The following is a 26,995-nucleotide window of genomic DNA, read 5'->3' on the forward strand; positions in this document are numbered from 1 at the left end:
GATTCTCATTCTCGCTAGGGTTGCAAGAGCATTTTTGAGTTAACGATAACTCATTGTCTGGTTTCATCAACTAAGTTTATTAAAGCTTACTAAGCATCATTTCAAACAAACGCTCACATGGATGAGTAATATTTAGGACTCTTTATGAAGTTAATTTCGAACTATTTATCTAAAGCATTATTGGCGCTAGCAGTCGTCGGCTGTTCAGCCAACGTTTTGGCAGCTAAGCCAAACCTAGTACTACAACAGCCCAATGTTTCTTTAGAGTTGGCCAATGAATTAATCGATGCCACCATGGCAGCCTGTCACGCAGAGGGCAAATCTGCCGTTGTCGCGGTTGTTGATCGTGGTGGTAATCTTATTGCACTACAGCGCGATGATAACGTTGGCCCGCATAATACTGATGCTGCTGTTCGTAAGGCATTTACGGCATTATCTACCAAAACACCATCACGCACCTTGGCGAATAATGCTCGCGCTAACCCAGACTCAAATAACTTGAATACGGTAAATGATTTACTGTTGATCGGCGGTGGTGTGCCATTAAAATTTGGTAATGATGTGATCGGTGCTATTGCAGCGGGCGGCGCAGGCGGTGCAGTACAAGACGAAGCTTGTGCGTTGAAAGCTATCGAAAAAGTCATGCCTAAACAGAAGTAGTTGATGACTTAGATATCGCTAACAGTAGATATAAAAAAAAGCCCTTAGGGGCTTTTTTTGCATGAGCTCTAGAATGATTTTATGCAGCTAACATGATTAGCAAAAATGACTGTCGATTTATTATTTGCGATTCTTCCGCGTTTTCAAACGACGTAAGCGCTTTTCCTCTTCTTTAGCGATTCTTTTTTCTTCTGCTGCTAAGCGTTGCTCGGCGACGACGATTTCTTCAGCTTCGGTCATTGCTGGGTTCTCTAACGTGATGCGTCCTAGCTTACCGCTACGTAACTCATTAATCAAAATCTCAGACATGCGGTAGGTATCGACTTGATTGCCCGCCCGCACGCAGCCACGATTACGTCCAGCCACTTCAAAAAATTCCCAGTCAGTCTTTGGTAGTTCTTCAATTTTATAGCGGGTTTTTAGCAGATCAGGATAGGCTTGCATCAAGTATTCAGCGGTATAGCTGGCAACATCAGCGAAGTCAAAAGCCGTATCACGAATACCGCCCGTTGCTGCCAGACGATAGCCAGAGTTTTCGTTTTCGACTTTTGGCCATAGCATACCGGGTGTGTCATAGAGCATGATGTCATCGTCCAGCTTAATCAATTGCTGCGACTTAGTGACCGCTGGCTCATCGCCAGTTCTTGCCACAGCGCGCCCTGCTAGGGTATTAATCAACGTCGACTTACCAACGTTTGGAATACCCATAATCATGGCTTTGATTTGACGGCCAGTACCCACTTTATTAGGCACAAGTTGTTTACAAATCGCGATGATACGTTTTACATCATTGGCTTTATCAGTATCGCAAGCAATGGCTTTCACACCGCTTTGCTGCTCAAGATAGTCCATCCACGCTTGGGTCAATTCAGGATCAGCAAGGTCGGCTTTGTTCAGGACTTTGATGACGGGTTTTTCGCCGCGCAATGCCGCGACCATTGGATTTTCACTACTATATGGGATACGCGCATCGATCACCTCGATGACCAAATCCATCTGCGGCATGATTTCTTTGATTTCGTTACGGGCTTTGTTCATGTGCCCAGGGAACCACTGAATACTTGCTCTCTTATCCATCTGCTTTCATAACCTTTTATAAAAAATGCTCAAAGTAAGACGATCGTCATTTACTTTTCATGGTGTCCAGTTTACTACAGAACCACAGTGCTCACGCCATAATTTCGCCCAACCAGATGTGCGGCTACTCTTGAGCCTGAGTTTCTATTTCTTCGCGGGCTGGAGGTAACGGTGCGAGATAGCCAATTAGTAGGATTAAGCTGCCTGCACCAAGGAAAGATATCACCCGCCAAATCGCTTCAGTCTGTGACAAATCAACTATTACCAGTTTAATTACGACGACGCCTAATAGCCCGATACCCATAAACCAAAGTGCTCGTTGCCAGTAACGGCTAGCAATGATGGTAGCGATTAAGGCTAAGAGTGTCCATAAAATGGTCAATCCTGTCTGCACTTGCTCACTATCCCATGCGCCGACCTGAGCACTGTCCCAAAGCGGTGTGCCGATAAAGGCGTGTAATGTTCTAACCAACATACTGGAAATCAGCCAAAAGCTGATAAGCCCTAACATAATCAGTAAATTATCAGTAGTGAATATGCGCTTAGATTTGGCAGCTGCACTCGATTCGATAAGACTCTCATCGCGGCGGCGTTTGCTTATGTAGTACAGACTAAAACCAACCAATAGCGTCAGCCATGAGGTGATGTCATATAAATTCAATAGCGGAAAATATGACAACCCCCAAATCACACCATCATAAGACCAGTTAGTAATGACGACCCAAAATAAGGCGATAGGGGTAAAGATAGCCGTGCAGCTTAATAGCGCTTGTTGCCAATCAAACCAGTGCAGTGGACTTTGTTTTAATGCTTTGTTTGTGCGCGTATTTTGCTTAGGATCGCGAGTATAACGATAACAGCAGCATAACGCAGCCAGTATTAAAATGGCTGGAATCAAGACAGCCATCACGCCAGCGGAATCTGCGAGTCCATAATGGGCTGCGGCAGCAATGATTAAAATACTAGCTCCTAGCCAGCTTGCGCCATCGTAGCGTGACAACTCGGAATGATCGTACCATGTCTTTAACCATAACTGTCCAATAACCAACCAACCAATGATTAGACCAGTCAATAGTAGCCAATCTGCTGTCTGCCATGCTAAATGAAACTCGAATTTTTGCGGCAACTGTAGGACGAGCATAAGATAAAAGACGATCGATAAGCCGTGGCTAAGCTTTCTGATTTCTATCCACGAGCGATAACGATTGATTGTCCAATAAATGGTAAGGCTGATCAGTGCCGCGAGCGCAATCATGGTCGTCGTTGCCAGTGTCCAACTGGCAAACCACTGGTTAAAATTAAGCAGCAGCACTTGCAGTAGCCACGCTATAGCCGTAAAAGTCAAAAACCTTATGAGTACAGGACTGCGCCAAACAAGATTAAACACGGTGCTTTGGCTGTTGATTGAGGTTAGCCATTGCTCGGCGGCATGAGTGCTAATACCTAATGCATTGGCATAGGTTGCTATTGAATCTGGCGTGGCGTTTTGCTCTTGAGAGAATGCTAAGTTGCTATTTAAGTCGCTACCCAAGCTGTCGTTCAATATAGTTGGCGATCTGCTGGCGCGTAATATAAACATCGTTGCTAGATAGCTGATAGCTGAAATGGTTAATGCCAATGTCGGGTAATCTTGAATGGCGAAGAGTACTTCTAACATCAGCATGGCGATGCTAAGCAGTTGTAATAAAAGACCGAATAGTACTGACCAGGCTCGCAATGAACGGCGTCCAAACCAGACCAACGCCAGTCCTTGTACTGACCAGCCAAAAGCAATCCATTCCGCATCTAATGCTAGCGGGATTACTAGCGCCAAAAAGCCAAACCCTAAAGCCAGCATGCCTTCGGTGATTAAGGCATAACGCTGACTACGCTGCACAAACAACCAGCCGAGTCCTAAATAAACGGTGGCTAAAATAGCACTAGCGATGGTTAAGGCGTTAGGAATGTTATCTAATAATGCCGCAAATAAGCCAAAGGCCAATATCGGCACTGAAAATAATAAGCCAGTATCAATAGGAAATACATAGCTATTATTTCCTGCAGGAACGTTGTCTGCGCTACCTGTCTGGATGACGTCTTTTTCATTAAGGATATTGTAGGCGATAATTTGTTGGGCGTAGCGAATGACGACAAACAGATATAGCAGTAAGTGTAAGGTGACTAGTAAGACTAAAGACCAGCGCTGCGCCTCAATGACCGCGCTCAAATTCTCGCTGATGTCCCAGTAGTAAGCCAACCCAAAGGTCACGGTGACACCGAATAGGTTTAGTATTTTCCACGGGCGGTAATGCGCGATAATCGCAATCGTCACGTTCAATAGTAAATAGTAACTAAACAATACTACCAAACTGCCAGTGTCTTCACTGGTCAAAATAGGCGCAAAAAAACCACCAGATAACGCTAATAAAGCCAGAGGAAAGGCGTTTTGACGTACGGCGAGCGCAATGGTAATCGCAGATAATAACCCAAGCCCGATAAAGCTCGGTATACTCGGAATGATTTGATAGACGCTATAAGCAAAAAAGGTGCTCAAATACGCAATCGCTAAGCCTGCGCCTTGTAAGGTAATCCCATAAGAGAATCGTTTTGCCGTTAGCTTTAACCCGAGTGCTGCCAACGCCAATCCTGCGATGCCAATTGCCATGAGCTTTGCGGCAATCGAAATCTCGATATATTCGCTAAGCAACCGCAGCAGTAGCACCACGCCTACTAGCAGTACCAATACGCCAACCCGCACGACGAGATTACCACCGAAAAACCAGCTTTTGATTGAGTGAACCAATGAAGTGACTATAGGCAATGAGCGTTCATCCGGCTCAATCGGTGCAGTTGTGATTTTATCTTTTACAGTTGTTGAGGCGGAATTGTCTACGGATTTATTATCAAAGACGGTTGGTGCTACATTTGAGGTCGAGTTTGCAGCAGTTGGAAGTGGTGGAGGCGACGAGGCAGCTGACGATGTTGATAGTGCTGAAAGGCCATCTATGGACAGAGTTTGTGAGTCAAAAATTGTATCCTTATCAGTGCTGTCTTCACTAGAAGTCTTGTGCAAATAAACTCTTTCATCCGCTATATAATCGGATGAAGAGTTAATACTGCGGTCTTTTTGCTGTTCAAGCTCAGCTTGTAGTTTTATCACATCGCGGCGCAGATACGCCATTTGCCGCTTTATCTTGGTGTATAACGCGACTACCACGATCAATAAAATTGTAAAGGCCAGCCAACCCAACTGGGTCACCAATAGATATAACATCTTCGTCGCTCAATCCAGCTGATAATAAAGTGATAATGACGTGATTTGGTAAGAAGTACAAGACTGCTCTGATAACTCATCTAAGAGGCAGTTGATAAAATGATACCCAAAATAAAAGGGGCCGCTTAATATTTAAGCGGCTCCTTTTATTAATGAATGTTATTAATGACTGTTTTTTTACTTGTTGTATAAACCCATCTTACACACACACAGAGTTTTAAAATGCTCTTCTGAAGATTTTTATACCAAATCGTTTTTTATGCCAAATTGGCTTTCATAAACTCAAGCATGTTTTCCCAGCTTTGCTTAGCGGCGGCTTCGTTGTAGCCAAGATCCACATCGTTTGTAGCAGCGCGCTCATCGGCATGTGGATTGGTAAAGCCATGCTTAGCGTTGTCATAGACATCGATAGTGTAGTCAACATCAGCTGCATCTAGCTCTGATTTTAGACCTTCGATGGCATCCATTGATACCATTGAGTCATCGCGGCCATGAGCGACTAATACTTTTGCAGTGAAGTTTTTGTCTGCTGGTTGTTTCGCTGATGGGTTGCCATGGAAGGTGGCGACCGCTTTTAGTGGCATACCTTCGCGAGCCATATCAAGGACGACCTTACCGCCGAAGCAGTAACCGATGGCACCTAAATTATTACCATCGACGGCCAATTGATCGCTAAAGTCATTGAGAATTAAACGGCAGCGCGCCATCAGCATATCTTGATCTTCTAATACTTGCTCCATCCACATGTTCGCTTGTGCGGCATCGGTGGTCAGTTTGCCTTCACCATAAACGTCCATTGCGACGGCAGCATAACCTGCTTCTGCCAAGCGCTCCACCACTGATTTTGGATGATCAACGATACCCCACCATTCTGGCGCTACTAAGATCCCTGCAACAGGATGGTCGTCAGATGCATTTTCTGGCAGTGCCACATAGCTGATAAGCTGGACACCGTCTTCGGTCGTACTGATTAATTCAAAGGTCTTAATTGACATATTATTATCCTTTTTTATGTGATGAGTTTTACGTTATAGAAGTTAGTTGTCTGTGTTTTTGCGATATCGTTTTCCTTACTTTTACTACCTTAACGCTCAACCTAAGCAAAAACAGCTATAATACTGTAACGCTCTTTATCAAAATGCTACGGCACCTTTATGACACTAAACTTGTTAAACAACTGTGCAGCCCATCTAGACTCTGACGCAACCTCGCAGCTGAAAGTCACGGCAAAATCAGCTGCGAGCTTATTTCCTGACAGTGGTAAGGAAAGCAACAGTAATAGTGACCATGACAGTAAGCTAAATGAAACATTGCGTCCGAAGTTTTGGTCACACTTTGCACTATCAGAATTAAATCATAGCGAATGGGAAGCCTTGTGTGATGGCTGTGGTAGCTGCTGCTTGATTAAGTACATTGACGAAGATGAGAATGGCGATGTGGATGAAGAGTTGGTCGAGTATACTGATGTGACTTGCCAGCTAATGGACTGTGCGACGGGTTATTGTCAGCATTACGCCACGCGCCAAGAGCATGTGCCAGATTGTATTCAGCTGACCATGGACAATCTACCAAATATGATGTGGTTGCCTTCGCACTGTGCCTATAAGCGTTTGTATAAAGGACAGAATTTGCCAAGTTGGCATTTGTTATTGACCCAAGATGCAGTCGTAACGCAGCAGCAAATGCGCGCTGCCAATGTTGGGGTAGCAGGACGTTGTGTTTCTGAGACTGGTATGTCTGATGAAGAGATGGAAACACGCGTGGTGAATTGGGTGCAGGTGTAAACAGATGCTAAGGATGCGATACCAATGCTGCTGATTGCGCCTTTGATTCAGCAGCGGCTTGAGAGTCTGCAAGCGGCGGTATGGGAATGCCTTGGCGAATCTGCATTGAAAAGTTGCGTGCATTATTGGTCAGATCTGAGGTTTGATTGTCAAATCCGCGCACCTTTGGGTTGATATGCGTGCGCTCATACCACTCATCCATTGACCACGGATTGCCGTCTTTTTTAGGATTAGCATCCAACATGCCGACATCATATAGATAATTTGGCAGCCAGCCAGAGACCCAAATCCGATAATCCCATGGCAGGCGATCGCCACTGACGATACGCGCCATATAAAAAATGATATTGGTGCAATTACTGAGTAACGTGTTGTACCAAGCGGGCTTGGCATTCAATTCATCGGCAGCGGTTAAGTAAGACTCAAATAATGATTTGACCTCGTGCTGCTGCAAGTTACTAACGGGAAATAGATAAACTTGCTCGCCGCGCGCATTCGTCCGTGTATAGATAATATCGCGCTCTTCTGCGGCAATCAGGCTCAGCTCATACCGTCTAAAGAACCCTGCCAATGCCGAAAATGATTCGCCTTCTTCTTTACGAATCTCAAACGAGAAAGCAAGCGGTCTATCATCTTCAAAACGAAAGCTGACCAAAGTATGAGCAATTAGTGGTCCCATCCAGTAAGAGTTGGTGACATCGACGCCAGAGAGTTTGGACATATCAATGGTACGTGTGTCCCAGCGTTCGGTCGCCTCCGTGTCGGTATGCCAATCAAAGTTGCGTACATTGGTTAGAGTCACTAAATCAGGATTGGTTTCGTCACGCTCATAAGTGACCCTTTCACTTACCTCGGGCATCCAGTCGCGCTCTTGCTGGGGTTCGATAGAGAAGAACCAGCCAACGCCTACCAACCAAATAGCGCAATATAAAGTGGTTAGCCATTTATTTGCTGACTTGCTGCTTATGGTTGTTTTGTTGCCCCATTGTTTGTTGCTGCATTGTTTATTGTCAAAGCGCTTAGCCATTGTTGGCCAATAGCGAATACTCAGTAAGGCTGTTAGTACGCCAACAATGAGAATAGCCGTTAACCAAGTGATGGCTGAGCCTGCCCCAAATTGATACCAAATCGCCATTAATAACCAAACGGCTGACAGTAGCAATGTCGTAATTATTAAAAACTGTACAAGATAATATCGCCATGTAGGTGTTGGTTGGCGATCATTCGCAGCGCTCTTTTTTAAGCCATGCCTATCTGAACCATGATTATTTAGCTCAAGCCTGTCCAAGCCGTTATCTGAGCGATGGCTATGTGAGCGCGGCGTGAGCAGGCGAGACAAGAGAGAACGTAGCGACATAGGATGTGTTTTGGTGAATAAAGGCTTTGACCATAGCAAAGTTTATAACGTAGTGACAATACAATTTGCGTGAATTTGTCGTTGAATGTCGGTGAGCCTTGCGCTAAAGTGAAGCTAATTTGATTTGGTCTATTTATTATTTAATGATCAAAGATCTGTTTTATTTGCTGTTTTCATCCCCATCTACGTTTGTTCTTACGTGTTATTTTAATTGTTATTAACTAAAGAGGTTAACTCACACCATCATGTCTGAAGATGCTCCAAGCCCGAGTAGTTGGTCGATGCGCGGCTTAAAACGCTGGCTATCGACCGCCCCCGAAACCCGTGACGAATTGATTCGTCTGGTACAAGACTCGCGCCAGTTCTTAGAGCCTGATACCGTCGATATGTTAGAAGGCGTGCTGGATCTGCCTGCGACACAAGTGCGCGAAATCATGACCCCGCGTCCGCAAGTGATTGGTCTGCACGAAAGCACAAGCCTTGCTGAGGTGATGGATATTATCCTTGAGACCACCCACTCGCGCTATCCTGTCTTTGACAGTCAAGATGATGATGCCGTTATTGGTATTTTATTGGCCAAAGATTTGATTCCTATTCTTGTGCATATGGTGCGCGATCAAGAAGATAAAATCGACAGTAAACGTTTAAGAGATCTGGTACGTCAGCCGCTATATATCAGTGAGACGGCACGTTCTGATACCTTGCTACGCTCATTGCAGCGTACCCAAGTACATATGGCGATTGTCGTCGATGAATTTGGAAACTTTGGTGGTGTCGTTACTATGGAAGACTTGCTTGAAGAAATTGTCGGCGATATCGTCGATGAGCATGATGACTTCGATGAAGACAGTGATATCAATAACATTGTCGCTGATCCTGAAAAACCAAATACGTGGCGCGTGCAAGCGTCTACCGTGATTGAAGACTGTAATGATGAGCTTGGTAGTCATTTTGATGATACGGATGTCGATACCATGGGTGGTCTAGTCATGCAGGCGCTTGGTCATGTGGGTGATTTGGAAGGTGAAAGCGTGGTGATCGATGATTGGCGAATTACTATCACTGATGTTGAAGGGCGTTTTATTCAAAATCTTGAGCTCACCAAAATCAATCCTGATCAGAAAATATTGATAGGCAGTCATTGATGGGTCGATAGTGACCTAAAAATTGTTTGATACACTCAAAAAAAACACGATTGCGGTCGTGTTTTTTTTATGTTTGCGATAGGATGTTTGCTACGCAATGTTACCTATTAATGGGTTGAGACTGGTATCATGGGCGGGTTTAACTTCTAGATATTGTACAAAACACAATACAGTCAGCTTCAGCTTGGTTTGCATCTGAATATTGACGCTTAAAATTTTGAAAAATATGGTTTTGGATAACTGCTATGCGCCTGTCTACTGTTGATTTACAAAAACGCCTGAACCCTGATAAGCCCAAGGGTTTGCCTATAGCGCTGACGGTATTGATTGCTTTGCTGGCAGGAGCGGTGTTTATATTTGCACTCGCGCCTTATGGCATTTGGCCGCTTGCTCTGGTGTCGCCGGCTATTTTATATGCCTTACTGATGCCTGATATGAGTGGCAAGCGAGCTTTTCTTATCGGTCAGGCTTATGGTACGGGACTTTGGTGTGTTGGCGCATTTTGGTTGTACACCTCTATTCATGTTTATGGCGATACGCCAGCATGGCTTGCGCTGATTATGATTGCCTTGATGGGGCTAGGTATGGGGTTATTCCATGGCTTTTTAGCACTGGTTTTCAATCGCATGGTCGGCCGTCAGCCGTTGTCTTTTGCTGCTCTGTGGATACTCCAAGAGTGGATGAAAACGTGGCTATTCACTGGATTTCCGTGGTTATTCGTCGGTTATGCGTTTACGGAGCAGTATTGGTTATCGTCATTAGCGCCAGTCGCTGGTGTCTTTGCCGTCTCCTTCGTTGCTGTATTATTGGCAGCCAGTGTGGTGGAGCTTTTGCGCCGCCGCGGTGGTTATATGATTCCTTCGATAGCGTTATTAGTGATTAGCAGCGCGTTATGGTTGATTAATCCGCAATGGACGAAACCAAAAGGCACGCCTGATTTGTCCGTGTCTCTAATCCAAGGTAATATTCCACAAGATTTAAAATGGCTCACTGAGTATCAAATAGAAACGTTGAAAATTTATGCCACGCTAACACGTACCGAATGGGGACGTGATATCGTTGTATGGCCTGAATCCTCGATTCCTATGTTCCAAGATGAGGCGATTGGCTTTATCAATGAAATGGTTAAAATGGCCAAAGAAACCGATACCACCTGGGTAACAGGTATTCCTTATAGAGATTTAGAAAACTTTGATCCAGAAACGGATAAATATCCTCCATTTTATAATAGCGTGGTTGCGCTAGGTAGTGATGCTGAGGGGATGTATAAAAAGCAGCGTCTGGTACCATTTGGTGAATATATTCCCTTCGAAGGCATGTTAGATATCCTGCCAAACCTTGCTGGTAGCCAAGAAATCATGAGCTATAGCCGTGGTAGTGACAACCAATCACCGCTGCGTGTACGTGGTCATAATTTGGGTTCAGCAGTATGTTATGAAGTTGCTTATCCTGATACCACGCGTAAAAACGCGATTGGCACGGATTTTTTATTAACCATCTCAAACGATGCTTGGTTTGGTACGTCGGCAGGCCCATTGCAACATCTGCAAATGGTACAGATGCGTGCGTTAGAGAATGGTCGCTGGTTTATGCGTGCGACCAATACGGGTGTCACGGCTATTATCGATCATAAAGGTCGTATCGTCGAGCGTGCACCACAGTTTGAGCGCACGGTATTGCGTGGTGATATTCAGGCGCGGGTCGGCAACACCCCATTTATGAGTTTTGGTCATTATCCTATTCTGTTTATCATGACGCTGTTACTCGTATTGAGCTACTTTGGCAAGCGTGGGACGCCACAACCGCGTTTGGGCAAGTCGCTAAAATAAGCAGCTAAAGCCATTGTCTATGTTTAGAAGCGAGCAGAAATAGCTCGAATGAGTAATGCTCATTGAGCGTCAAAGTGAATGGCAAAGTTTGTCGATAATAAATCCTTTAAATACTTAAGGGTTTTAACAAATCGGTACGAATTGCGATATAATAGGTCAATATTTTAAATATTTTGTGCAAGGTGGATAAGGTATGTCAGAACATATTGTCGAAAACAACCCTAAGAAAGAGCTGTTATTTGCTTTAGGCGGTGTTGCCTTATTTTTAGGTATCGTCTTACTTATTGGTGTTTCTGCGTTTTTGCGTCCAGCAGGCGAGCACATTACTGCTGAGACGACCGAAGCGTCAGCGGCGGCTGATGAAGCAGAAGCGATTGCCACTGAAGATGCTGCGCCAGCTGAAACAGATGCCGCACCTGTAGAGGCGGATACAACAGCGACTGATACTGCTGCAGATGCAAGCGTCACGCCAGCGACCGATAGCGCTGTGGTTACGGCAGAATCTGGTACTGCAACTGCTTCTGGCACAGTCAGTCAAACTGCGGTTGCAGATGCTGATTTAACTGCGGAGCAAGCAGACGGTGATCTACAAGCGGGTGATGCAACTGATGAAGCGGTAGCAGCACAGTAATATAAGCCGGTAGATGCTTAGCTTTTAAAGCGTGGTTCGATAAACCTGTTTCGCTTAAATCTCAAGTAGGACGGCACTATTATTGTAATGTGATAAGTACGATAGCATCGTCATCACTGACATTAATGCTAAAAAGAAAAGCCCGCTTTCAGCCCATGAGAGTGGGCTTTTTTGTGGGTATTTGTGTAATTTTTAGCCAACTTTTTCTTTACTTGATTATAACCAAGTGAAACAATGTTCCGCCTATATGACCGTTCGTCTGAATCATCAGGGCTTTGGTCATGACAAATATGATCTTTAAAGGAATAAAGTTATGGGCACAGAAACACAATCGCAGGCTAGTGCTGCTGAATTAGAAGCGCTAGATAATGGTTTTATGGGGCATCCTAAACCGTTACGTCCGTTGTTTTTTACAGAAATGTGGGAGCGATTTTCTTATTATAGTATTCGTCCGCTATTAGTATTGTTTATGGTAGCGACGGTCAGTAGTGGCGGTTTTGGCTTCGATGAGGTCACAGCTTCTGCTATCTATGGTATTTTTGCAGGCTCATTGTATTTAGCGGCCGTACCAGGCGGTTGGCTGGCAGATAATTGGCTGGGGCAAGAGCGAGCACTGTGGTGGGGCAGTATTATTATCGCCCTAGGTCACTTGTGTATCGCGCTATCCGCTATGTTTGGTATGACGCTATTTTTTGTTGGCCTGATGTGTATCGTTCTCGGTTCAGGTTTATTTAAAACTTGTATTTCAGTAATGGTCGGAGCTTTGTATCCCAAGGGTGATGCACGCCGAGATAGCGGCTTTACTTTATTCTATATGGGTATCAATATCGGTGCGCTATTGGCCGCCCTTATCGTTGGCGTATTTAAAGAAAAAGGTATGTGGCATGTAGGCTTTGGTGTCGGTGGTCTAGGCATGCTGGCTTCATTATTGATTTATCGTTTTTCAGCTAAAAAAACGTTAAATCGCTATGCTCGTGCCAAAAATATCACTCCTGAATGGGAGCAAACGACTGGGCTTTTCAAAAATGTAGGTCGCTGGGTGGCAGGGTTTCTGGCGTTACTTGTCGTCATTACTTTGTTGGTGGCGACTGGTATTATGCCATTTAATCCTGAGATGGTTGCCCAATATATGACGTACATCATTGCAGCAGTAGTGATACTGTACTTTGCTGTCATGTTTATTTCACCGCGATTGGACAAAACCGATAAGCTGCGTTTGTTGATTTGTTTTATCTTAATCATTGGCTCGACGCTATTTTGGTCGAGTTTTGAGCAGCAGCCAACGTCGTTTAACTTATTCGCCGATCGCTATACAGATCTTAACGTTTTAGGCTTTGAAGTGCCTAGTATTTGGTTTCAGTCGCTCAATCCTTTGTTTATTCTCATATTAGCGCCGATTATCAGCATTGTCTGGGTCAAGCTTGCAAATCGAGGCCTTGAGCCGAATAGTATGGTAAAGTTTGCGCTTGGTATGTTGCTCGCTGCCGCAGGCTTTGCATTGATGATTTTTGCCTCAAAAAGTATTTTGACTAGCGATGGCGGTTTGGCTTCACCCTTATGGTTAGTCGGTAGTTTGTTATTGCTGACGCTTGGTGAGTTAGCGCTCAGTCCTGTTGGTCTGTCTGCAATGACTAAGCTTGCGCCAAAAGGCATGCAAGGTCAGATGATGGGGCTTTTCTTTGCATCTATCGCCATGGGTAACCTGGTCGCGGCTTTCTTTGGTGGTCATGTCTCTGCTGATAAAATCGAAGGGTTACCGGGATTATTTACGATGATGACAACCTTTTTGGTGGTCACAGCCGTTATCTTATTGGCCTTAGCCAAACCGATCAATAATATGCTACAAAAAAGCGAGCATGCAGATACGCTGAGCTAATTGAAACACAGGGTTAAAATGATTTGGTATCAATACTAATACCAGCAAAAATGTTAGATGGCGAGACGTGTTACCCTCATCGGTAGCACGTTTTATGGTTGCACTTAGTAAGTTATTGCCCCCACGCTATTGAAAGTCCGCTTTCCGCCCAAACATCTAATGATGTTCTGCTGTAATCCTATAAGGCTATTAAAAATAGCTAGCCTCATTTATCTGCTCATTGAAAACGTTTTAATTTTCAAATCATTGAATCGCTTACTTAGTTGTAGATGTTAAGCATTCAATGAATGGTAAATAACAAACGCTTAAAACAGTTTTACTTGCTCAAATAAGACGACTATCCATAGTCGCCTCACAAGATGATTTTTCTAAATCTCATTTTTTTAAAATCAATAAGGACACTTTTTATGAATAAACAAAGCATCCACGATCGTATCGACAGTTTACGTCAGACATTAGTAGCACAAGACCTGACCGCGATTATCGTACCGTCTGCTGATCCTCATCTATCTGAGTATCTGCCAGAATATTGGCAAGCGCGTTTATGGTTATCAGGATTCACAGGCTCAGTCGGTACGCTCGTTGTTACCGCTGATTTTGCTGGATTATGGACGGACAGCCGCTATTGGGTACACGCCGCTGACCAATTAGAAGGTACAGGTATTAGCTTAGAGAAGCTTGCACCGGGTCAGCCGAATCATATTGATTGGCTCGCCGAGCATTTGGCGGAGGGTGACAGCGTGGCAGTCGATGGCAATGTATTGTCTATCTCTGAACAAGATAGATTGTTAAATGCCTTTGATGCCAATGACATTACGTTAATCACTGAGCGTGACGTATTGACAGAAATATGGAGCGATCGTCCAGCGCTACCAACTGCCAGTTTATATCAACACGATGCGCAGTTTGTCGCGCAGTCTGCTACCTCAAAACTTGCCGCTGTACGCGCAGGTATGGTTGAGGCAGGCGCAACCCATCACTTGCTTTCAAGCTTAGATGATATTGCTTGGCTGACCAATTTACGCGGCGCTGATGTTGACTATAATCCTGTATTTTTGGCACATATGCTGATTGATGCTGAAACAGCGACTTTGTTTGTTGATAATAATAAAGTTAGCGCAGATATTGTACAAAGCTTAAAAGACAGCGGTATCACCCTTGCTGATTATGACGCTGTGCAAGATTCATTGGGGACATTGACTGCTGATGACTTATTGCTATTAGATCCAAGTAAAGTGGCAGTGGGTACGCTATCTAAAATGGCAGACGGCGTAGGTTTTATTGAGCAAATGGCGCCAAGCACTTTGTTAAAATCGGTTAAATCTGAGGCTGATATTGATCATGTACGTGAAGCCATGCGTCAAGATGGTGCTGCATTAAGTGAGTTTTTTGCCGCATTTGAGCAGCGTTTAGCAGACGGTGAACGCTTAAGTGAGCTGGACGTCGATAGTATGCTCATCGACGTGCGCAGTCAGCAGCCACATTATGTCTCGCCAAGTTTTCCAACGATTGCAGGCTTTAATGAAAATGGTGCATTACCGCATTATCGCGCAACGCCAGAGAAGTTTAGCTACTTAGATGTCAACGAAGGTGAAGGTGGTTTACTACTCATTGACTCAGGCGCTCAGTATCAAAACGGCACGACCGACATCACGCGCGTGGTCGGTATTGGACAGGTAAGCAGCGAGCACAAGCGTGACTTCACCACCGTACTCAAAGCCCATATTGCGTTGGCCAAAGCGCATTTCCCTGATGGTATCGCCTCACCGTTAATCGATGCGATATGCCGTGTACCATTGTGGCAAGCTCAGATGGATTATGGTCATGGTACTGGTCATGGCGTTGGTTATTTCTTGAACGTCCATGAAGGTCCACAAGTTATTGCTTATAGTGCCAGCACGCCGAAAGAGCGCGCGATGAAAGTAGGTATGATATCCAGTAATGAGCCAGGTTTATACCGCGAAGGCAAATGGGGTATTCGTATCGAGAATTTGGTGGTTAACACACCAGTTGCCAATCCTACTGAGACGGAATTCGGTCAATTCTTAAACTTTGAAACCATCACTTATTGCCCAATTGATACCCGTTTAATTGAGCCTGCATTATTAACTCAAGTCGAGATTGATTGGCTTAATGACTATCATAGCCAAGTCTATGCGGAGCTAAAAGACCGTGTTGAAGGCACGGCACTTGACTGGTTGACTGAGCGTACTAAGGCTATCTAAAGTAAACGCTTATATCTGCGAATCTAAAATAAAAAATCCCCGTAAAGTTTACGGGGATTTTTTATGACTGGTAATTTATCACTAAGAATTTATTCCTAAGGATTGATGGGTAGGAAGCAGGAAGCAGCGTTTAGCTTTTTTGCGACTCTTTGTTAGTTCCTGCTTTATCCTCGCTTAGATTCTGGGTCACTTCAGCACGTAACCAAGATTTTAAATTCTCAGACATCAGCATCATTTGCTCACTGAGATAATCATCAATTTGCATTTCCAGCTCACGGATCAGCTCTTGATGCGTGGTACTCAGTTTTGCGTCTTTCAGGGCCAGTTTGATGGCGGCGCTGGCTTTGTCGTTGACTGCTTTTACGCTGTGCTCATCATTGCTATTTTTGTCATTAGCGACATGAGCATGCTCACTGATGGTTTTGTTCTCAGAGCTGGTGACAAAGTTGTTATCAGCATTAGGTTGTGTAGCAGCTGATTTTTCAACGCTTTGATTTTTTTCAACACTGTTATCAATACCGAGTGATGCTGAAGCGTTCGCATCATTGGCATTCATAGCGGTCACTTTATCGGCAAGATTATTCTTCTCAGTGGCTATTTGCTCATTTTTCTGTTGTTCTTTTTGCGCGGTATCTGACGCTTCACGAAGTTTGGCTTCTTCTTTTAATTTAGCACTTTCCTTTAATCTGGCATCCTCTGCCGCTTTTACTCTTTGCTGTTCTTCTCGCTGTTGTTTTTCGACGGTCGCTTGCTCTTCGGCTTTTTTGTCAGTAATGGCTTTAGCGATGGCTTGCTCCGCTTCATGATTTTCATAGAGCTCATCGATATGGGCATCCAAATCATGAGTATTAAACACAAAGCTTTCAAATGATGTATCGTTCTGCAGTAAGGTGGTGATGTCTTTTAGCTCTTGGGTAATTGCTGCGCGAATAGGTTCAGGCGCACACGTCCAGCGCTGATAAAACTGATGAGAAAATGAGTAGCTTGACATGGTATCGTCCATAAATGTTCCAAAAATTACCCCTTATCATACGCAAATACGATAAGGGGCTGCAAGTGGACAAACGTAGCAAATCTGACACCAAGGTTACAACGACCGATATGCTGAGTTGTGGGCCTTAATGATTCACTGGCCACCGCGCGAATATTAACGAGCCGTTGGTACCACCAAAGCCAAAGCTATTGGATGCCGCATACTGTAGATTCTCAACTTTGCGCGATTGGTTGGCGACATAGTCTAGGTTACAGTTGTCTTCCACATTATCTAAGTTAATGGTGGGTGGCACATGCTGATGCTGTAGGGCAAGGACGGTGAATATGGCTTCAACACCACCCGCGGCACCAAGCAAATGGCCAGTCATGGATTTGGTTGAGCTGACCAAAATGCGGTCTTTGACTGGCGCAAAAACGGTCTCAATAGCAATCGATTCAGCGACATCACCCGCAGGGGTGCTGGTGCCATGAGCATTGACATAACCAACACTCGATGGCTCAATGCCTGCATCATTTAGTGCATTACGCATCGCTCGTGCCGCCCCGCTGCCATCTTCAGGCGGTGCCGTGATGTGGCTGGCATCATCACTCATGCCAAAGCCAACCAGTTCAGCGAGTATGGTTGCACCGCGTGCTTTGGCATGAGCGAGGCTTTCTAGTACCACCATCCCAGCGCCATCACCGAGTACAAAACCATCACGGTCTTTGTCAAATGGACGCGAGGCTTTGGTTGGCTCGTCATTACGAGTTGAGAGTGCGTGCATGGCACCAAAACCTGACATGCCAAGTGGGCTTGAACCTTTTTCACTACCCCCAGCCAGCATGACATCGGCGTCACCATAAGCAATCAAACGTGCGGCGAGACCCATAGCATGTGTAGACGTGGTACAGGCAGTCGATGTTGCGAGGTTTGGACCTTTTAAGGTATGTTTAATCGCCACCAGTCCTGCCGCCATATTTACAATAGAACCTGGAATAATAAAAGGAGAAACTTTTGTAGCGCCTTTTTCACGCAGCATATCGCGACTGTTTTCAATGGTCTGAATACCGCCAATACCTGAACCCAAAATAATACCAAAGCGCTCTTGGTCAACACCTTGCACAGGCGCGTCAGCAGCATTTACCTCATCGATAAAGCCGGCGTCCTTTAATGCCATGGCAGAGGCAGCAATACCATAATGAATGAATTCATCATAGCGGCGTGCGTCTTTGGCACTCATATATTGTTTGGCATCGAAATTTTTGACAACACCTGCAATTTGAGCACGATAGTCCGAAGCATCAAAATGATTGATAGTTGCGATACCGCTCTCACCATTAAGTAGGCTTGTCCATGAGCTATCAACGTCTAAACCAAGTGGTGTAATAGCACCCATACCTGTAACTACGACGCGCATATCATCAGTACGCTCATAGTGCGGTGGTTTCTGACGCGGTTGATGCTTTGGTATTGCGCTAGCATCATTGGTAGCTTGATCAGTAAGTGAACTGCTGTGTTGGCTCATGCGATAGATCCTATACTTACGAGTCCTAAGAGGAGGGTATTTCAGAATTCATTATAAAACACATAAGTGCACGTGTGTAAACTAAAATTTGACCAGTCAGGCAAAACAAACCTGACCCAAGACTACGCCTTTATTAGCGCCAGTTACAGCTGGCAAATTACCCGTTTCACCTATTAGTGTTTGTCTTGCTAGCCATGCAAAGGCGACGGCTTCGACCCACGCTGGATTCAGTCCTAAACTGGCGGTGGTTTCTACCGTGCAATGGGGCAGATGGGCTTGCAAGCGTGTCATTAAATAATCGTTTAATGCACCACCACCACAGACGTAAACCGAGCTATTTTCATGAGGATTAATAAACATATTAATTTGCATACTGGCACTCATCGCTGTCAGTTCAGTGAGCGTTGCCTGCACATCCGCTGACGAATAGCGGATATGGGCAGATGCCTGATCGAACTTTTGCAGCTCATCCTGTAGCCATGCTAAATTAAAATCTTCACGCCCTGTGCTTTTTGGATACGTTCGCGCAAAAAACGGATGTTCTATCAGCTGATTCAGTAGCGGCTCAACCACTTGTCCAGACTGCGCCCAAGTGCCACCAGCGTCATAATCTTTATCAGTATGTAATGCCGTCCACGCATCTAACAATAAATTGGCAGGACCGGTATCATAACCAATCACAGGACTATCATTGGCTGGCAAGACAGTGATATTAGCAATACCGCCCAAGTTTAATAATATGCGTGTGCTATCAGGCGTGGCAAATAATGCTTGATGAAAAGCAGGAACCAAAGGCGCTCCTTGACCACCAACGGCCATATCGCGGCGGCGAAAATCGCTGACGACGCTAATGCCAGTACGCTCAGCAATGATATTGGCATCGACTAATTGCAAGCTAAAACCCATTTGCGGACGATGGCGTACCGTTTGACCGTGACAGCCAATCGCCAACACCGATTCTACATCAGTATGTGATTGCTGTAATAAATTATTGACCACGTCGCTGGCAAATTCAGCATACTCTTTACTTGCCCAACCGAACCAGTCTAGCTCACTACTTGGTTCATCCTCTGCTGGTACTAATTCTTGAATACCATTAGGCTGACATAAGGCTAATAACACTTCACGTAGTCGTGGCGGGAACTCTTGGCTATGAGTTGCTAACAGTCGCATCGGTTGTTGGTTATCTTCTTCACCACCAAATTGACAAAGAACCGCATCCATCCCGTCTAAGCTGGTGCCAGACATCATGCCGATATATAAACCATCATCGAAGTTTTCAAACACGGTTTGCTCGAGTGCATCGGTCAAGGTGGCATAGTTTAAATCGTCAATATTATCTAGACGGCTATCTAAGCTCATATCTAAACTTAAATCTGAGTCAGGATTATTCTGAATATCGTCAATCGATACGGGCTTGGTCATGGCAATTTACCTTAAAAAACGCTAGTATATCTCTCAAATTCTAACATCTTTTACTGGCTACGAAACTTTAATCCTGTTCCTAAAAATCAGAGTAGCAAGGAAAACGAGTGCAAGTACTATATATAGAGCAAGTGCTATATCTAGTAGACTAAACGAGTTTGACGCCGCTAATTGTATTTTGGGGCTTGGGATAAATAGTCCAAACGCATTACCCTTTTAATAAAGACAATAAAGAGATCATCATGACCACGCAAACCTACACCCTAGAAGAACAGCTTGCCCTGATCCAACGCGGTACGCAAGAAATCCTATCTGAAGAAGATTTGGTTAAGAAGTTAAAACTGAATCGCCCGCTGCGTATCAAGGCAGGCTTTGATCCCACTGCGCCTGACCTGCATTTGGGTCATACCGTGCTGATTAATAAACTCAAGCATTTTCAAGATTTGGGTCATGAGATTTATTTTCTAATCGGCGACTATACCGCCAAGATTGGTGACCCTTCTGGCAAAAACAGCACGCGTCCGCCATTGACCGATGAGCAAATCAAAGTCAACGCTCAAACGTATGCTGAGCAAGTATTTAAAATTTTGGATAAAGAAAAAACCCGTATCGTCTTTAACTCTGAATGGTTTAAAGATATGTCAGCGGGCGATATGATTCAGCTTTCTAGCCAATTGACTGTCTCACGTATGCTTGAGCGCGATGATTTCTCTAAACGCTACGCGGCGCAAACGCCAATTGCTATCCATGAGTTTCTCTACCCATTGGTGCAAGGCTATGACTCAATCGCGCTAAAAGCCGACATCGAGCTTGGCGGTACGGATCAAACTTTTAACTTATTGATGGGTCGCACCCTACAAGGTCGCTACGGTCAAGAGCCACAAGTTTGTATCACTGTGCCGATTTTGGAAGGTTTAGATGGCGTTAATAAAATGTCTAAATCGCTGAATAACTATGTTGGTATTTATGATGCACCGGGCACTATGTACCAAAAATTATTGTCGATGCCTGACACCTTAATCCGTCGCTACTTTGAGTTTCTAAGCTTTAAGCCGATGGAAGAAGTCGAAGCGCTAATGGCCGAGATGGAAAACGGTCGCAATCCACAAGAAATCAAACGTATCCTTGCTGAAGAATTGATTGAGCGTTTTCACGATGCTGATGCTGCCGCCAATGCGCACAAATCAGCAGGCAACGTATTAGCTGATGGCGAATTACCAGTCGATTTACCAGAAGTGACGCTAGAGTTAGAAGGCGCTGATGCGTTATTTATCGCGCAAGTTTTAAACCAAGCCGGACTTGCCAAAAACAGCTCATCGGCGAAAGACATGATTAAACGTGGCGCGGTCAAAGTAGATGGCGATGTGGTTGATGGTGGCTTTAGCTTAAGTTCTGGTCAGACTGTCGTTATCCAAGCAGGTAAGAAGGCTTATGCAAAAGTGACGGTGGCTTAATGTGCATAAAGTAGAAATCCTTAAAGATTTTAAGCAAGAGTTTCAAGACTTAACTTATGAGAACCGTGAAAATCAAGAAAAACTATCTATCAGGTTCACAACTTTAATCAGTAAATTCTTAGATAGTAATTCAGCTTATATTGAGAAGTTTAATAAAGTTAGCTTCACTCCTCTAGTAGTATTTTTCGACGGTAGTGACGAGTCTACTAAGTTTAAAGAGGCATGGTTTATCGGTCATAAATATGCTTTAAAGATTATAGATGACGTAATAGAAGATGTAGAGTTATTTGACACGGTCGAGAGTAAAACCAAAAAAGAGCCCTTAATTATGAAAGATAGTTTGAAAGTCTTTATCGTTCATGGTCACGATGACGGCGCTAAAGAAACAGTAGCTAGATTTGTAGATAAGCTCGGCTTTAAGGCTGTTATTCTCCATGAGCAAGTAGACTCTGGCGCTACAATCATAGAGAAATTAGAAAAACATACGGATGTGGGTTTTGCTATTGTTCTCTATACTGAATGCGACATTGGAGGTGTTAAATCCAAGCCAGAAGATCTAAAACCAAGGGCAAGACAAAATGTAATTTTTGAACACGGGCTCTTGATTGGTAAGATTGGTCGAGCAAACGTTGTTGCGCTTGTAAAAGGTGATGTCGAAATTCCAAATGATATATCAGGCGTGGTCTACAAGCCTATGGATACAGGCGGTGCTTGGAAATATAGCATTGCTAAAGAAATGAAAAGCTCTGGTTATGATGTGGATATGAATAAAATTGACTAATTGGAAGCAATAATGACAAACCAAGCTACTGTTACCCAAGGTATTTACCGCCATTATAAAGGCAACCTATACCAAGTTTTGCATACCGCGCAGCACTCCGAAACGGAAGAAATGCTAGTCGTTTACCGTTGTCTATACGGTGAGTATGGCGTATGGGTACGACCGTTATCTATGTTTTCTGAAACGGTTGAAGTTGAGGGTAAGCAAGTGCCGCGATTTGAGCTGACCAAAGCATTAGCTGATTAATGCTTAAAATGCTTAAAATTTTTTGCTCAAATAAAAAGCGACCTCAACGGGTCGCTTTTTTTATATAAATGAACAACTAATCCTGTAAAAACCCTTTTAATACTTTATAAAACCCAATTGGCTCATCCATTGGTACCGCATGACCTGAACGCGGCAACACAACTTCGCGAGCATTGGGTAGCATTTGGGTGACTTGTTGCTGCCACTTAGCATCGTAGAGTTTGGAGCGCCCGCCAATCAGATTGACCACTGGAATAGTGACACGCTCTATCGCACCGCGAAAGTCATAGGGTAATGTCAAATAGGCTTGTAAGCAGCGCATTTTATGATGCCAAATACTGTGCTTATAAAGCGCAAGTTTGGGGTCATTTTTATAAGTCACCACTTGTATAAACACTTTCGAGCGCGTGCGATTGACGGATAAGAGAGAAAACAGTCGTTCAACATCCGTTGCATGACGTTTAATATAAAAGGGCAGGTGGGCAAAGCTTTTTGTTTCAGCGTAAGGCAAAGTCCTATTAATTACGTCGTGAAAGATATCGAATACTTCTTGCTGCCGCGCACCAAACAATCCACCTTGCCAATTAGCCTGATTATGGATAGCAGGACTTTGGTCAATATTCAAATAACGGCTGACTTTCGTGCAGCCATAACGCTCAAAATACGCCCACATCACTTGCGCCCCCATCGAAATAGCAGCAACTGGCAACGATGATATATTACGCGCCAAGCAAATTTGCTCAATAACGACGCTGATATCATCGGCATACTGGCGCACAAAATCAAACTGGGTAAGGTCGATATCTTTTGCGGCGCCAAATCCTCGTAAGTGCGGCAGGTAAAATGCATATTTGCCAACCAAGTGTAAAATAAATGGCAAAAACTCACGCGCATCCATGCCATAAGCATGCAGTAATATTACAGGTTTGCCGCTGCCTATGACTGACACTGGTAGCAGCGTACCGTCAGTTAAAGCAATATCAATCGTTTTCAACTGGTAGTTAGCAAGCAAAGCAAGTAAGTTTGACTGCATAAAGTGATATCCCTTGTTTTTATTAAGCGGTTTTATAAAGTCGATTTAGCCAAAACGCATCGTAGCAAAAGTTTATATTTCAATAATAAAAGCCTACTATATTAAAGTAGGTAATTGAACATAGCATAGAATTTGCTTAGCGGTGAAAGTAGCGTAGCAGTAAGACTATCTACTATGATGCGCTGTAACCATTAGATTTACTGGCAAGTAGATAAAATATAAGGATATCAGTCTATGGGCAAGCTGACGTTACCACTGCTTGATAGCAGCCTATATCCACAACTTTGGCAGCAGCAAACATTTACCAATCCGCAGGCGCTATTGATGGCAATGCTGATAGCAGATATTACGCCAGATGCCGATGTTTTCACTAGGCAATTACTAGCTAATGATATTTATCACGAATGGATTAATAGCAGCGTGTTTGGACGTTACTTGCATCGTAACTTTACGGCGTTCTCTCAGCAAACAGAAGACAGTTTTAATAGTGATATGCCAGCATTATTTCGTCAGGAGTTAATGCGTCATGCCCAGTACTTACCGCTAGAGCAAGTATTGTTTTTTGCAGGTGATTTACCAAAAAGTGTGCGTCAAACAAAGGTTTTAAGCACAACTGTTAATCCTGCAACCGTAATCATTAATGCTCAAACGTTAAGTGCAAAATCTACCACTAATAATCCGACTATGATTATTAATCAGATAGTGATTAGGGGTAAGCAAGTCTTAGGATTTCCGATACGTCACAATAAACGTACCAGCGAGCGTTTGCGTAATGAAGTATTGATTTTGGACTTTCAGGATTTGCGCTTGGTCAATGAGATGCATGTCACAACCAAAAAAAGAAGCAATATAGGTGAGACTATATTGCTTCGGTCTTATGAATTACGTTAATGAGCCAAACGGTCGGCTACAATTTTAAGAATCTTTCTTAGAAATCGTCAGCCCGTTATAAGTTTGCGCCACTGGCATAACCTCCAAACGATTGACGTTAATATGAGCAGGCGACTCAATCAGCCACAATAAAATATCGCCAATATCATCGCCGGTCATGGTTTTAAAGCCGTCGTAAACTTTGGCGGCTTTATCGTCATCGCCATGATAACGCACGTTTGAAAACTCAGTACCCGCGACATTACCCGGTTCTAAATTAGTCACGCGCACTTGCGTACCGATGAGATCCGCGCGTAGATTTAAGCTAAATTGTTTGACAAAGGCCTTAGTCGCACCATAAACGTTGCCGCCGTAGTAAGGCCAACTGCCAGCAATCGAACCAACGTTGATGACATAACCGCTATCGCGCGCCACCATTGCTGGCAAGACCGCATGGGTTAGCGCCATCAACCCTTTCACATTGGTATCAGTCATACGCATCCAGTCATCAAGACTAGCCTTATACGCAGGTTCTGTACCGAGTGCCAATCCAGCATTATTTACCAAGACATCGATTTGCTTAAAATTGTCAGGCAAGTCCGCAATGATTTGCGGGATCGCCGCCGTGTCACTCACATCCATAACCACGGGCAAAAATGCCTCGCCCAAAGTTTCTGCCAAAGCATTGAGCTTATCGAGGCGTCTGGCACAACCAATCACTTGATGACCGTTGGCAACCAAACGCTCGGCCAGCGCTTTACCGAAACCAGCGCTTGCTCCTGTAATCAATACGTTCATCTTATATCCTTATCATTGATGTTTTGTACATGTGTCATGGGTTTTACGACGACGGCTTGTCTTGATTTATCTGCTTTTTCTTACTTGTTTAATAATTGCTTGCCAAAGATTTTATCGCCTGCATCGCCAAGACCTGGGATGATATAGCCGTGCTCATCCAAATGGCTGTCTAGTGCGGCAGTATAGATAGTCACATCAGGATGTGCTTCATTAACGACACGGACGCCTTCAGGTGCGGCAACCAATACCAATGCTTTAATATTGGTACAGCCATTTTTCTTTAGCATCTCGATGGTCGCAACCATAGAACCGCCAGTGGCTAACATTGGGTCAATGATAAGGGCTGGGCGTTTGTCCATATGGCTGACAAACTTTTCAAAGAATGGCACAGGTTGTAATGTTTCTTCATCACGTTGCAAACCCACGACAGAGATTTTTGCTGTAGGAATCAAATCGAGCACCCCGTCCAACATGCCAATACCTGCCCGTAAAATAGGTACAATCGTTGCGGTCTTACCGATGATTTGCTCACCAGTGATTTCACCACACCAGCCTTGCATTGGGAAGGTTTCGATTTCGAAATCGCGGCTTGCTTCATATGCCATCAAGCGTGCAAGCTCTTTGGTCAAGGTGCGAAACTTATAAGTGCTACAGTCTTTTTCGCGCATGAGGCTGAGTTTATGACGGACTAACGGGTGGTCGATGACGGTGATTTTTAAGTCGCTCATAAATATTCTCTTGGTTTTTGGTCTGATGCTTGCGCAGTTACTGCGGTTGCTATTAGTATAAAAGTTACAAACACTTACTGCACTTCAACCCTATATCTATCTCACAAATAGTAAGCTTAATGCTTTGATAATAAAGTAAGCCAAATATATTTATAACAGGGTTAGTTTTATTTAAGCCGACTATGTTTGACTATAACAGCGCTCTAATAAATGAAGTCGTGTTTAGGCTTGCTATGATAGCAAAAAAACCGCTTTTCTGATGAAGAATCTTATGACTACACAACCATCTTACACCCATAATAATACTCATAAAACGGATAACAGCTTAGTATTATCCGAAGTCCAAGCAGTAGAAACTCATCCGTTTGCCCCAGTTTTACCGCCTAATGCTACGGTAATGATGATGGGCACTTTTCCACCGACCGCTGATAAATGGGCAATGCCATTTCACTACCCAAATTTTTATAATGATATGTGGCGTATTTATGGCAGTGTATTTTTTGACGATGTAAATTACTTTCGGGTAGAGGAAGAAAAGCGCTTTGATCCTGAGCGTATTCGCACCTTTATGTTTGAGCGTGGCATAGCTTCTTGTCCGACAGTAAAACAAGCGATTCGTGAAACCGGTAATGCCTCAGATAAAAACTTAACGGTCGTCACACCAGTTGATCTAGATAATATCTTGTCACAAGTACCAAAAGTTCAAACCTTATTTACCACGGGCGGTAAGGCAACGGAAGTCTTACTCAATTTATTAGCTGAGCCACCTGCCAAATCCAAGTATCCTAAGACCAATCAAAGTATGGATTATCCTTACCAATGGCAAAATGATAACAATCGAAAGGCGGATGTGAATAATCTCACTTTATATAGGTTGCCTTCAACCTCACGAGCCTATCCTTTAGCCTTAGATAAAAAAGTCGCTGCGTATAAAGCGTTCTTTGAAAAAATGGGTAAGCTATAAAGTACAAGTATAGAGGGGACTGTAGTAATAAGGAATAAAGCTAAAAGATAGTAAAGAACACATACCTACTGGAACTAAATATTTTTGCTAGGATAAAATATAATGAAGAGCATACTTCTATTCCCTCTCTAGACCTGCTAAAGCAACAGAAGCCTAACCCATTGAAAAAAATACAGTTTTTTATGCGCACTAAAATAAATCTAAAAACCTTTTAAAAAGCGGTTGACACTGAACTCAAACCCTCTATAATACGCCCACACAAGACGAGCTGGTAGTGATTAGTGTGTAGATTACACATAAATAACCCAGTTAACTTGAAGAAACAAATTATAAAAAAGCTTGACAATTCAAATCATTATGA

Annotated in this window: 22 protein-coding genes; 12 read left to right on the top strand and 10 right to left on the bottom strand. The window is 43.9% G+C overall.

The window, feature by feature from the left end; all coding sequences use genetic code 11:
• Positions 1 to 144: 144 nt before the first annotated feature.
• Positions 145 to 660 (top strand): GlcG/HbpS family heme-binding protein, encoded by a 516-nt coding sequence (locus tag JFC10_RS09735; protein ID WP_198332660.1) that lies wholly within the window; start codon positions 145 to 147, stop codon positions 658 to 660.
• Positions 661 to 780: 120 nt separating this feature from the next.
• Here JFC10_RS09735 and ylqF read toward each other — a convergent pair whose 3' ends face one another.
• The 3 genes from ylqF to JFC10_RS09750 all read right to left on the bottom strand — a co-directional run bounded on the left by ylqF (position 781) and on the right by JFC10_RS09750 (position 5,985).
• Positions 781 to 1,737 (bottom strand): ribosome biogenesis GTPase YlqF, encoded by a 957-nt coding sequence (gene ylqF, locus JFC10_RS09740; protein WP_198332661.1) that lies wholly within the window; start codon positions 1,735 to 1,737, stop codon positions 781 to 783.
• Positions 1,738 to 1,861: 124 nt separating this feature from the next.
• Complete coding sequence (locus JFC10_RS09745) at positions 1,862 to 4,990, bottom strand: DUF2339 domain-containing protein (protein ID WP_198332662.1); 3,129 nt, start codon at positions 4,988 to 4,990, stop codon at positions 1,862 to 1,864.
• 257 nt (positions 4,991 to 5,247) lie between these two features.
• Positions 5,248 to 5,985, bottom strand: a complete 738-nt coding sequence (locus tag JFC10_RS09750) for a dienelactone hydrolase family protein (protein ID WP_198332663.1) — start codon at positions 5,983 to 5,985, stop codon at positions 5,248 to 5,250.
• 315 nt (positions 5,986 to 6,300) lie between these two features.
• On the opposite strand from JFC10_RS09750, the gene JFC10_RS09755 reads away from it, so the two are divergent.
• A complete protein-coding gene (locus JFC10_RS09755; RefSeq protein WP_227685971.1) occupies positions 6,301 to 6,774 on the top strand; it encodes a YcgN family cysteine cluster protein in 474 nt (157 codons plus the stop codon).
• 7 nt (positions 6,775 to 6,781) lie between these two features.
• On the opposite strand, the gene JFC10_RS09760 is transcribed toward JFC10_RS09755, so the two are convergent.
• Complete coding sequence (locus tag JFC10_RS09760) at positions 6,782 to 8,131, bottom strand: Lnb N-terminal periplasmic domain-containing protein (RefSeq protein WP_198332665.1); 1,350 nt, start codon at positions 8,129 to 8,131, stop codon at positions 6,782 to 6,784.
• Positions 8,132 to 8,376: 245 nt separating this feature from the next.
• Between JFC10_RS09760 and JFC10_RS09765 the strand changes: the two genes are divergently transcribed.
• The 5 genes from JFC10_RS09765 to JFC10_RS09785 all read left to right on the top strand — a co-directional run bounded on the left by JFC10_RS09765 (position 8,377) and on the right by JFC10_RS09785 (position 15,837).
• Positions 8,377 to 9,276 (top strand): transporter associated domain-containing protein, encoded by a 900-nt coding sequence (locus tag JFC10_RS09765; RefSeq protein WP_198332666.1) that lies wholly within the window; start codon positions 8,377 to 8,379, stop codon positions 9,274 to 9,276.
• Between the two features lie 245 nt (positions 9,277 to 9,521).
• Complete coding sequence (gene lnt, locus JFC10_RS09770) at positions 9,522 to 11,105, top strand: apolipoprotein N-acyltransferase (protein WP_198332667.1); 1,584 nt, start codon at positions 9,522 to 9,524, stop codon at positions 11,103 to 11,105.
• Between the two features lie 193 nt (positions 11,106 to 11,298).
• A complete protein-coding gene (locus JFC10_RS09775; protein ID WP_198332668.1) occupies positions 11,299 to 11,736 on the top strand; it encodes a hypothetical protein in 438 nt (145 codons plus the stop codon).
• A gap of 313 nt (positions 11,737 to 12,049) precedes the next feature.
• On the top strand, positions 12,050 to 13,612 hold the full coding sequence (locus JFC10_RS09780) for a peptide MFS transporter (protein ID WP_198332669.1): 1,563 nt from the start codon (positions 12,050 to 12,052) through the stop codon (positions 13,610 to 13,612).
• Between the two features lie 407 nt (positions 13,613 to 14,019).
• On the top strand, positions 14,020 to 15,837 hold the full coding sequence (locus JFC10_RS09785; RefSeq protein WP_198332670.1) for an aminopeptidase P family protein: 1,818 nt from the start codon (positions 14,020 to 14,022) through the stop codon (positions 15,835 to 15,837).
• 130 nt (positions 15,838 to 15,967) lie between these two features.
• Here JFC10_RS09785 and JFC10_RS09790 read toward each other — a convergent pair whose 3' ends face one another.
• The 3 genes from JFC10_RS09790 to JFC10_RS09800 form a co-directional block, all read right to left on the bottom strand.
• Complete coding sequence (locus tag JFC10_RS09790; RefSeq protein ID WP_198332671.1) at positions 15,968 to 16,840, bottom strand: hypothetical protein; 873 nt, start codon at positions 16,838 to 16,840, stop codon at positions 15,968 to 15,970.
• A 115-nt stretch (positions 16,841 to 16,955) separates the two neighbouring features.
• Positions 16,956 to 18,335, bottom strand: a complete 1,380-nt coding sequence (gene fabF, locus JFC10_RS09795; RefSeq protein ID WP_319021048.1) for a beta-ketoacyl-ACP synthase II — start codon at positions 18,333 to 18,335, stop codon at positions 16,956 to 16,958.
• Between the two features lie 96 nt (positions 18,336 to 18,431).
• A complete protein-coding gene (locus JFC10_RS09800; protein WP_198332672.1) occupies positions 18,432 to 19,760 on the bottom strand; it encodes an anhydro-N-acetylmuramic acid kinase in 1,329 nt (442 codons plus the stop codon).
• A 242-nt stretch (positions 19,761 to 20,002) separates the two neighbouring features.
• Here JFC10_RS09800 and tyrS point away from each other — a divergent pair, with 242 nt between their 5' ends.
• The 3 genes from tyrS to JFC10_RS09815 are packed head-to-tail and all read left to right on the top strand — an operon-like array spanning position 20,003 to position 22,241.
• A complete protein-coding gene (tyrS, locus tag JFC10_RS09805) occupies positions 20,003 to 21,214 on the top strand; it encodes a tyrosine--tRNA ligase (RefSeq protein WP_198332673.1) in 1,212 nt (403 codons plus the stop codon).
• Position 21,215: 1 nt separating this feature from the next.
• Positions 21,216 to 21,995 (top strand): TIR domain-containing protein, encoded by a 780-nt coding sequence (locus JFC10_RS15085; RefSeq protein ID WP_227685957.1) that lies wholly within the window; start codon positions 21,216 to 21,218, stop codon positions 21,993 to 21,995.
• 12 nt (positions 21,996 to 22,007) lie between these two features.
• Positions 22,008 to 22,241, top strand: a complete 234-nt coding sequence (locus JFC10_RS09815) for a DUF1653 domain-containing protein (protein WP_198332674.1) — start codon at positions 22,008 to 22,010, stop codon at positions 22,239 to 22,241.
• A 76-nt stretch (positions 22,242 to 22,317) separates the two neighbouring features.
• Here the strand turns inward: JFC10_RS09815 and JFC10_RS09820 are convergent, their stop codons facing one another.
• Positions 22,318 to 23,274 (bottom strand): alpha/beta fold hydrolase, encoded by a 957-nt coding sequence (locus JFC10_RS09820; RefSeq protein WP_198332675.1) that lies wholly within the window; start codon positions 23,272 to 23,274, stop codon positions 22,318 to 22,320.
• Between the two features lie 234 nt (positions 23,275 to 23,508).
• Between JFC10_RS09820 and JFC10_RS09825 the strand changes: the two genes are divergently transcribed.
• Entirely contained in the window at positions 23,509 to 24,165 is a 657-nt protein-coding gene (locus JFC10_RS09825; protein ID WP_198332676.1) for a hypothetical protein, read from the top strand.
• A 24-nt stretch (positions 24,166 to 24,189) separates the two neighbouring features.
• On the opposite strand, the gene JFC10_RS09830 is transcribed toward JFC10_RS09825, so the two are convergent.
• Together JFC10_RS09830 and upp are read right to left on the bottom strand one after the other, a co-directional pair.
• A complete protein-coding gene (locus JFC10_RS09830) occupies positions 24,190 to 24,942 on the bottom strand; it encodes an SDR family NAD(P)-dependent oxidoreductase (protein ID WP_193011156.1) in 753 nt (250 codons plus the stop codon).
• 80 nt (positions 24,943 to 25,022) lie between these two features.
• On the bottom strand, positions 25,023 to 25,670 hold the full coding sequence (gene upp / locus JFC10_RS09835; RefSeq protein WP_193011157.1) for a uracil phosphoribosyltransferase: 648 nt from the start codon (positions 25,668 to 25,670) through the stop codon (positions 25,023 to 25,025).
• A gap of 397 nt (positions 25,671 to 26,067) precedes the next feature.
• Here upp and JFC10_RS09840 point away from each other — a divergent pair, with 397 nt between their 5' ends.
• A complete protein-coding gene (locus JFC10_RS09840) occupies positions 26,068 to 26,634 on the top strand; it encodes a DNA glycosylase (RefSeq protein WP_406947336.1) in 567 nt (188 codons plus the stop codon).
• Positions 26,635 to 26,995: the final 361 nt, after the last annotated feature.

This window comes from Psychrobacter aquimaris, from assembly GCF_016107525.1.
GTDB lineage: Bacteria > Pseudomonadota > Gammaproteobacteria > Pseudomonadales > Moraxellaceae > Psychrobacter > Psychrobacter aquimaris.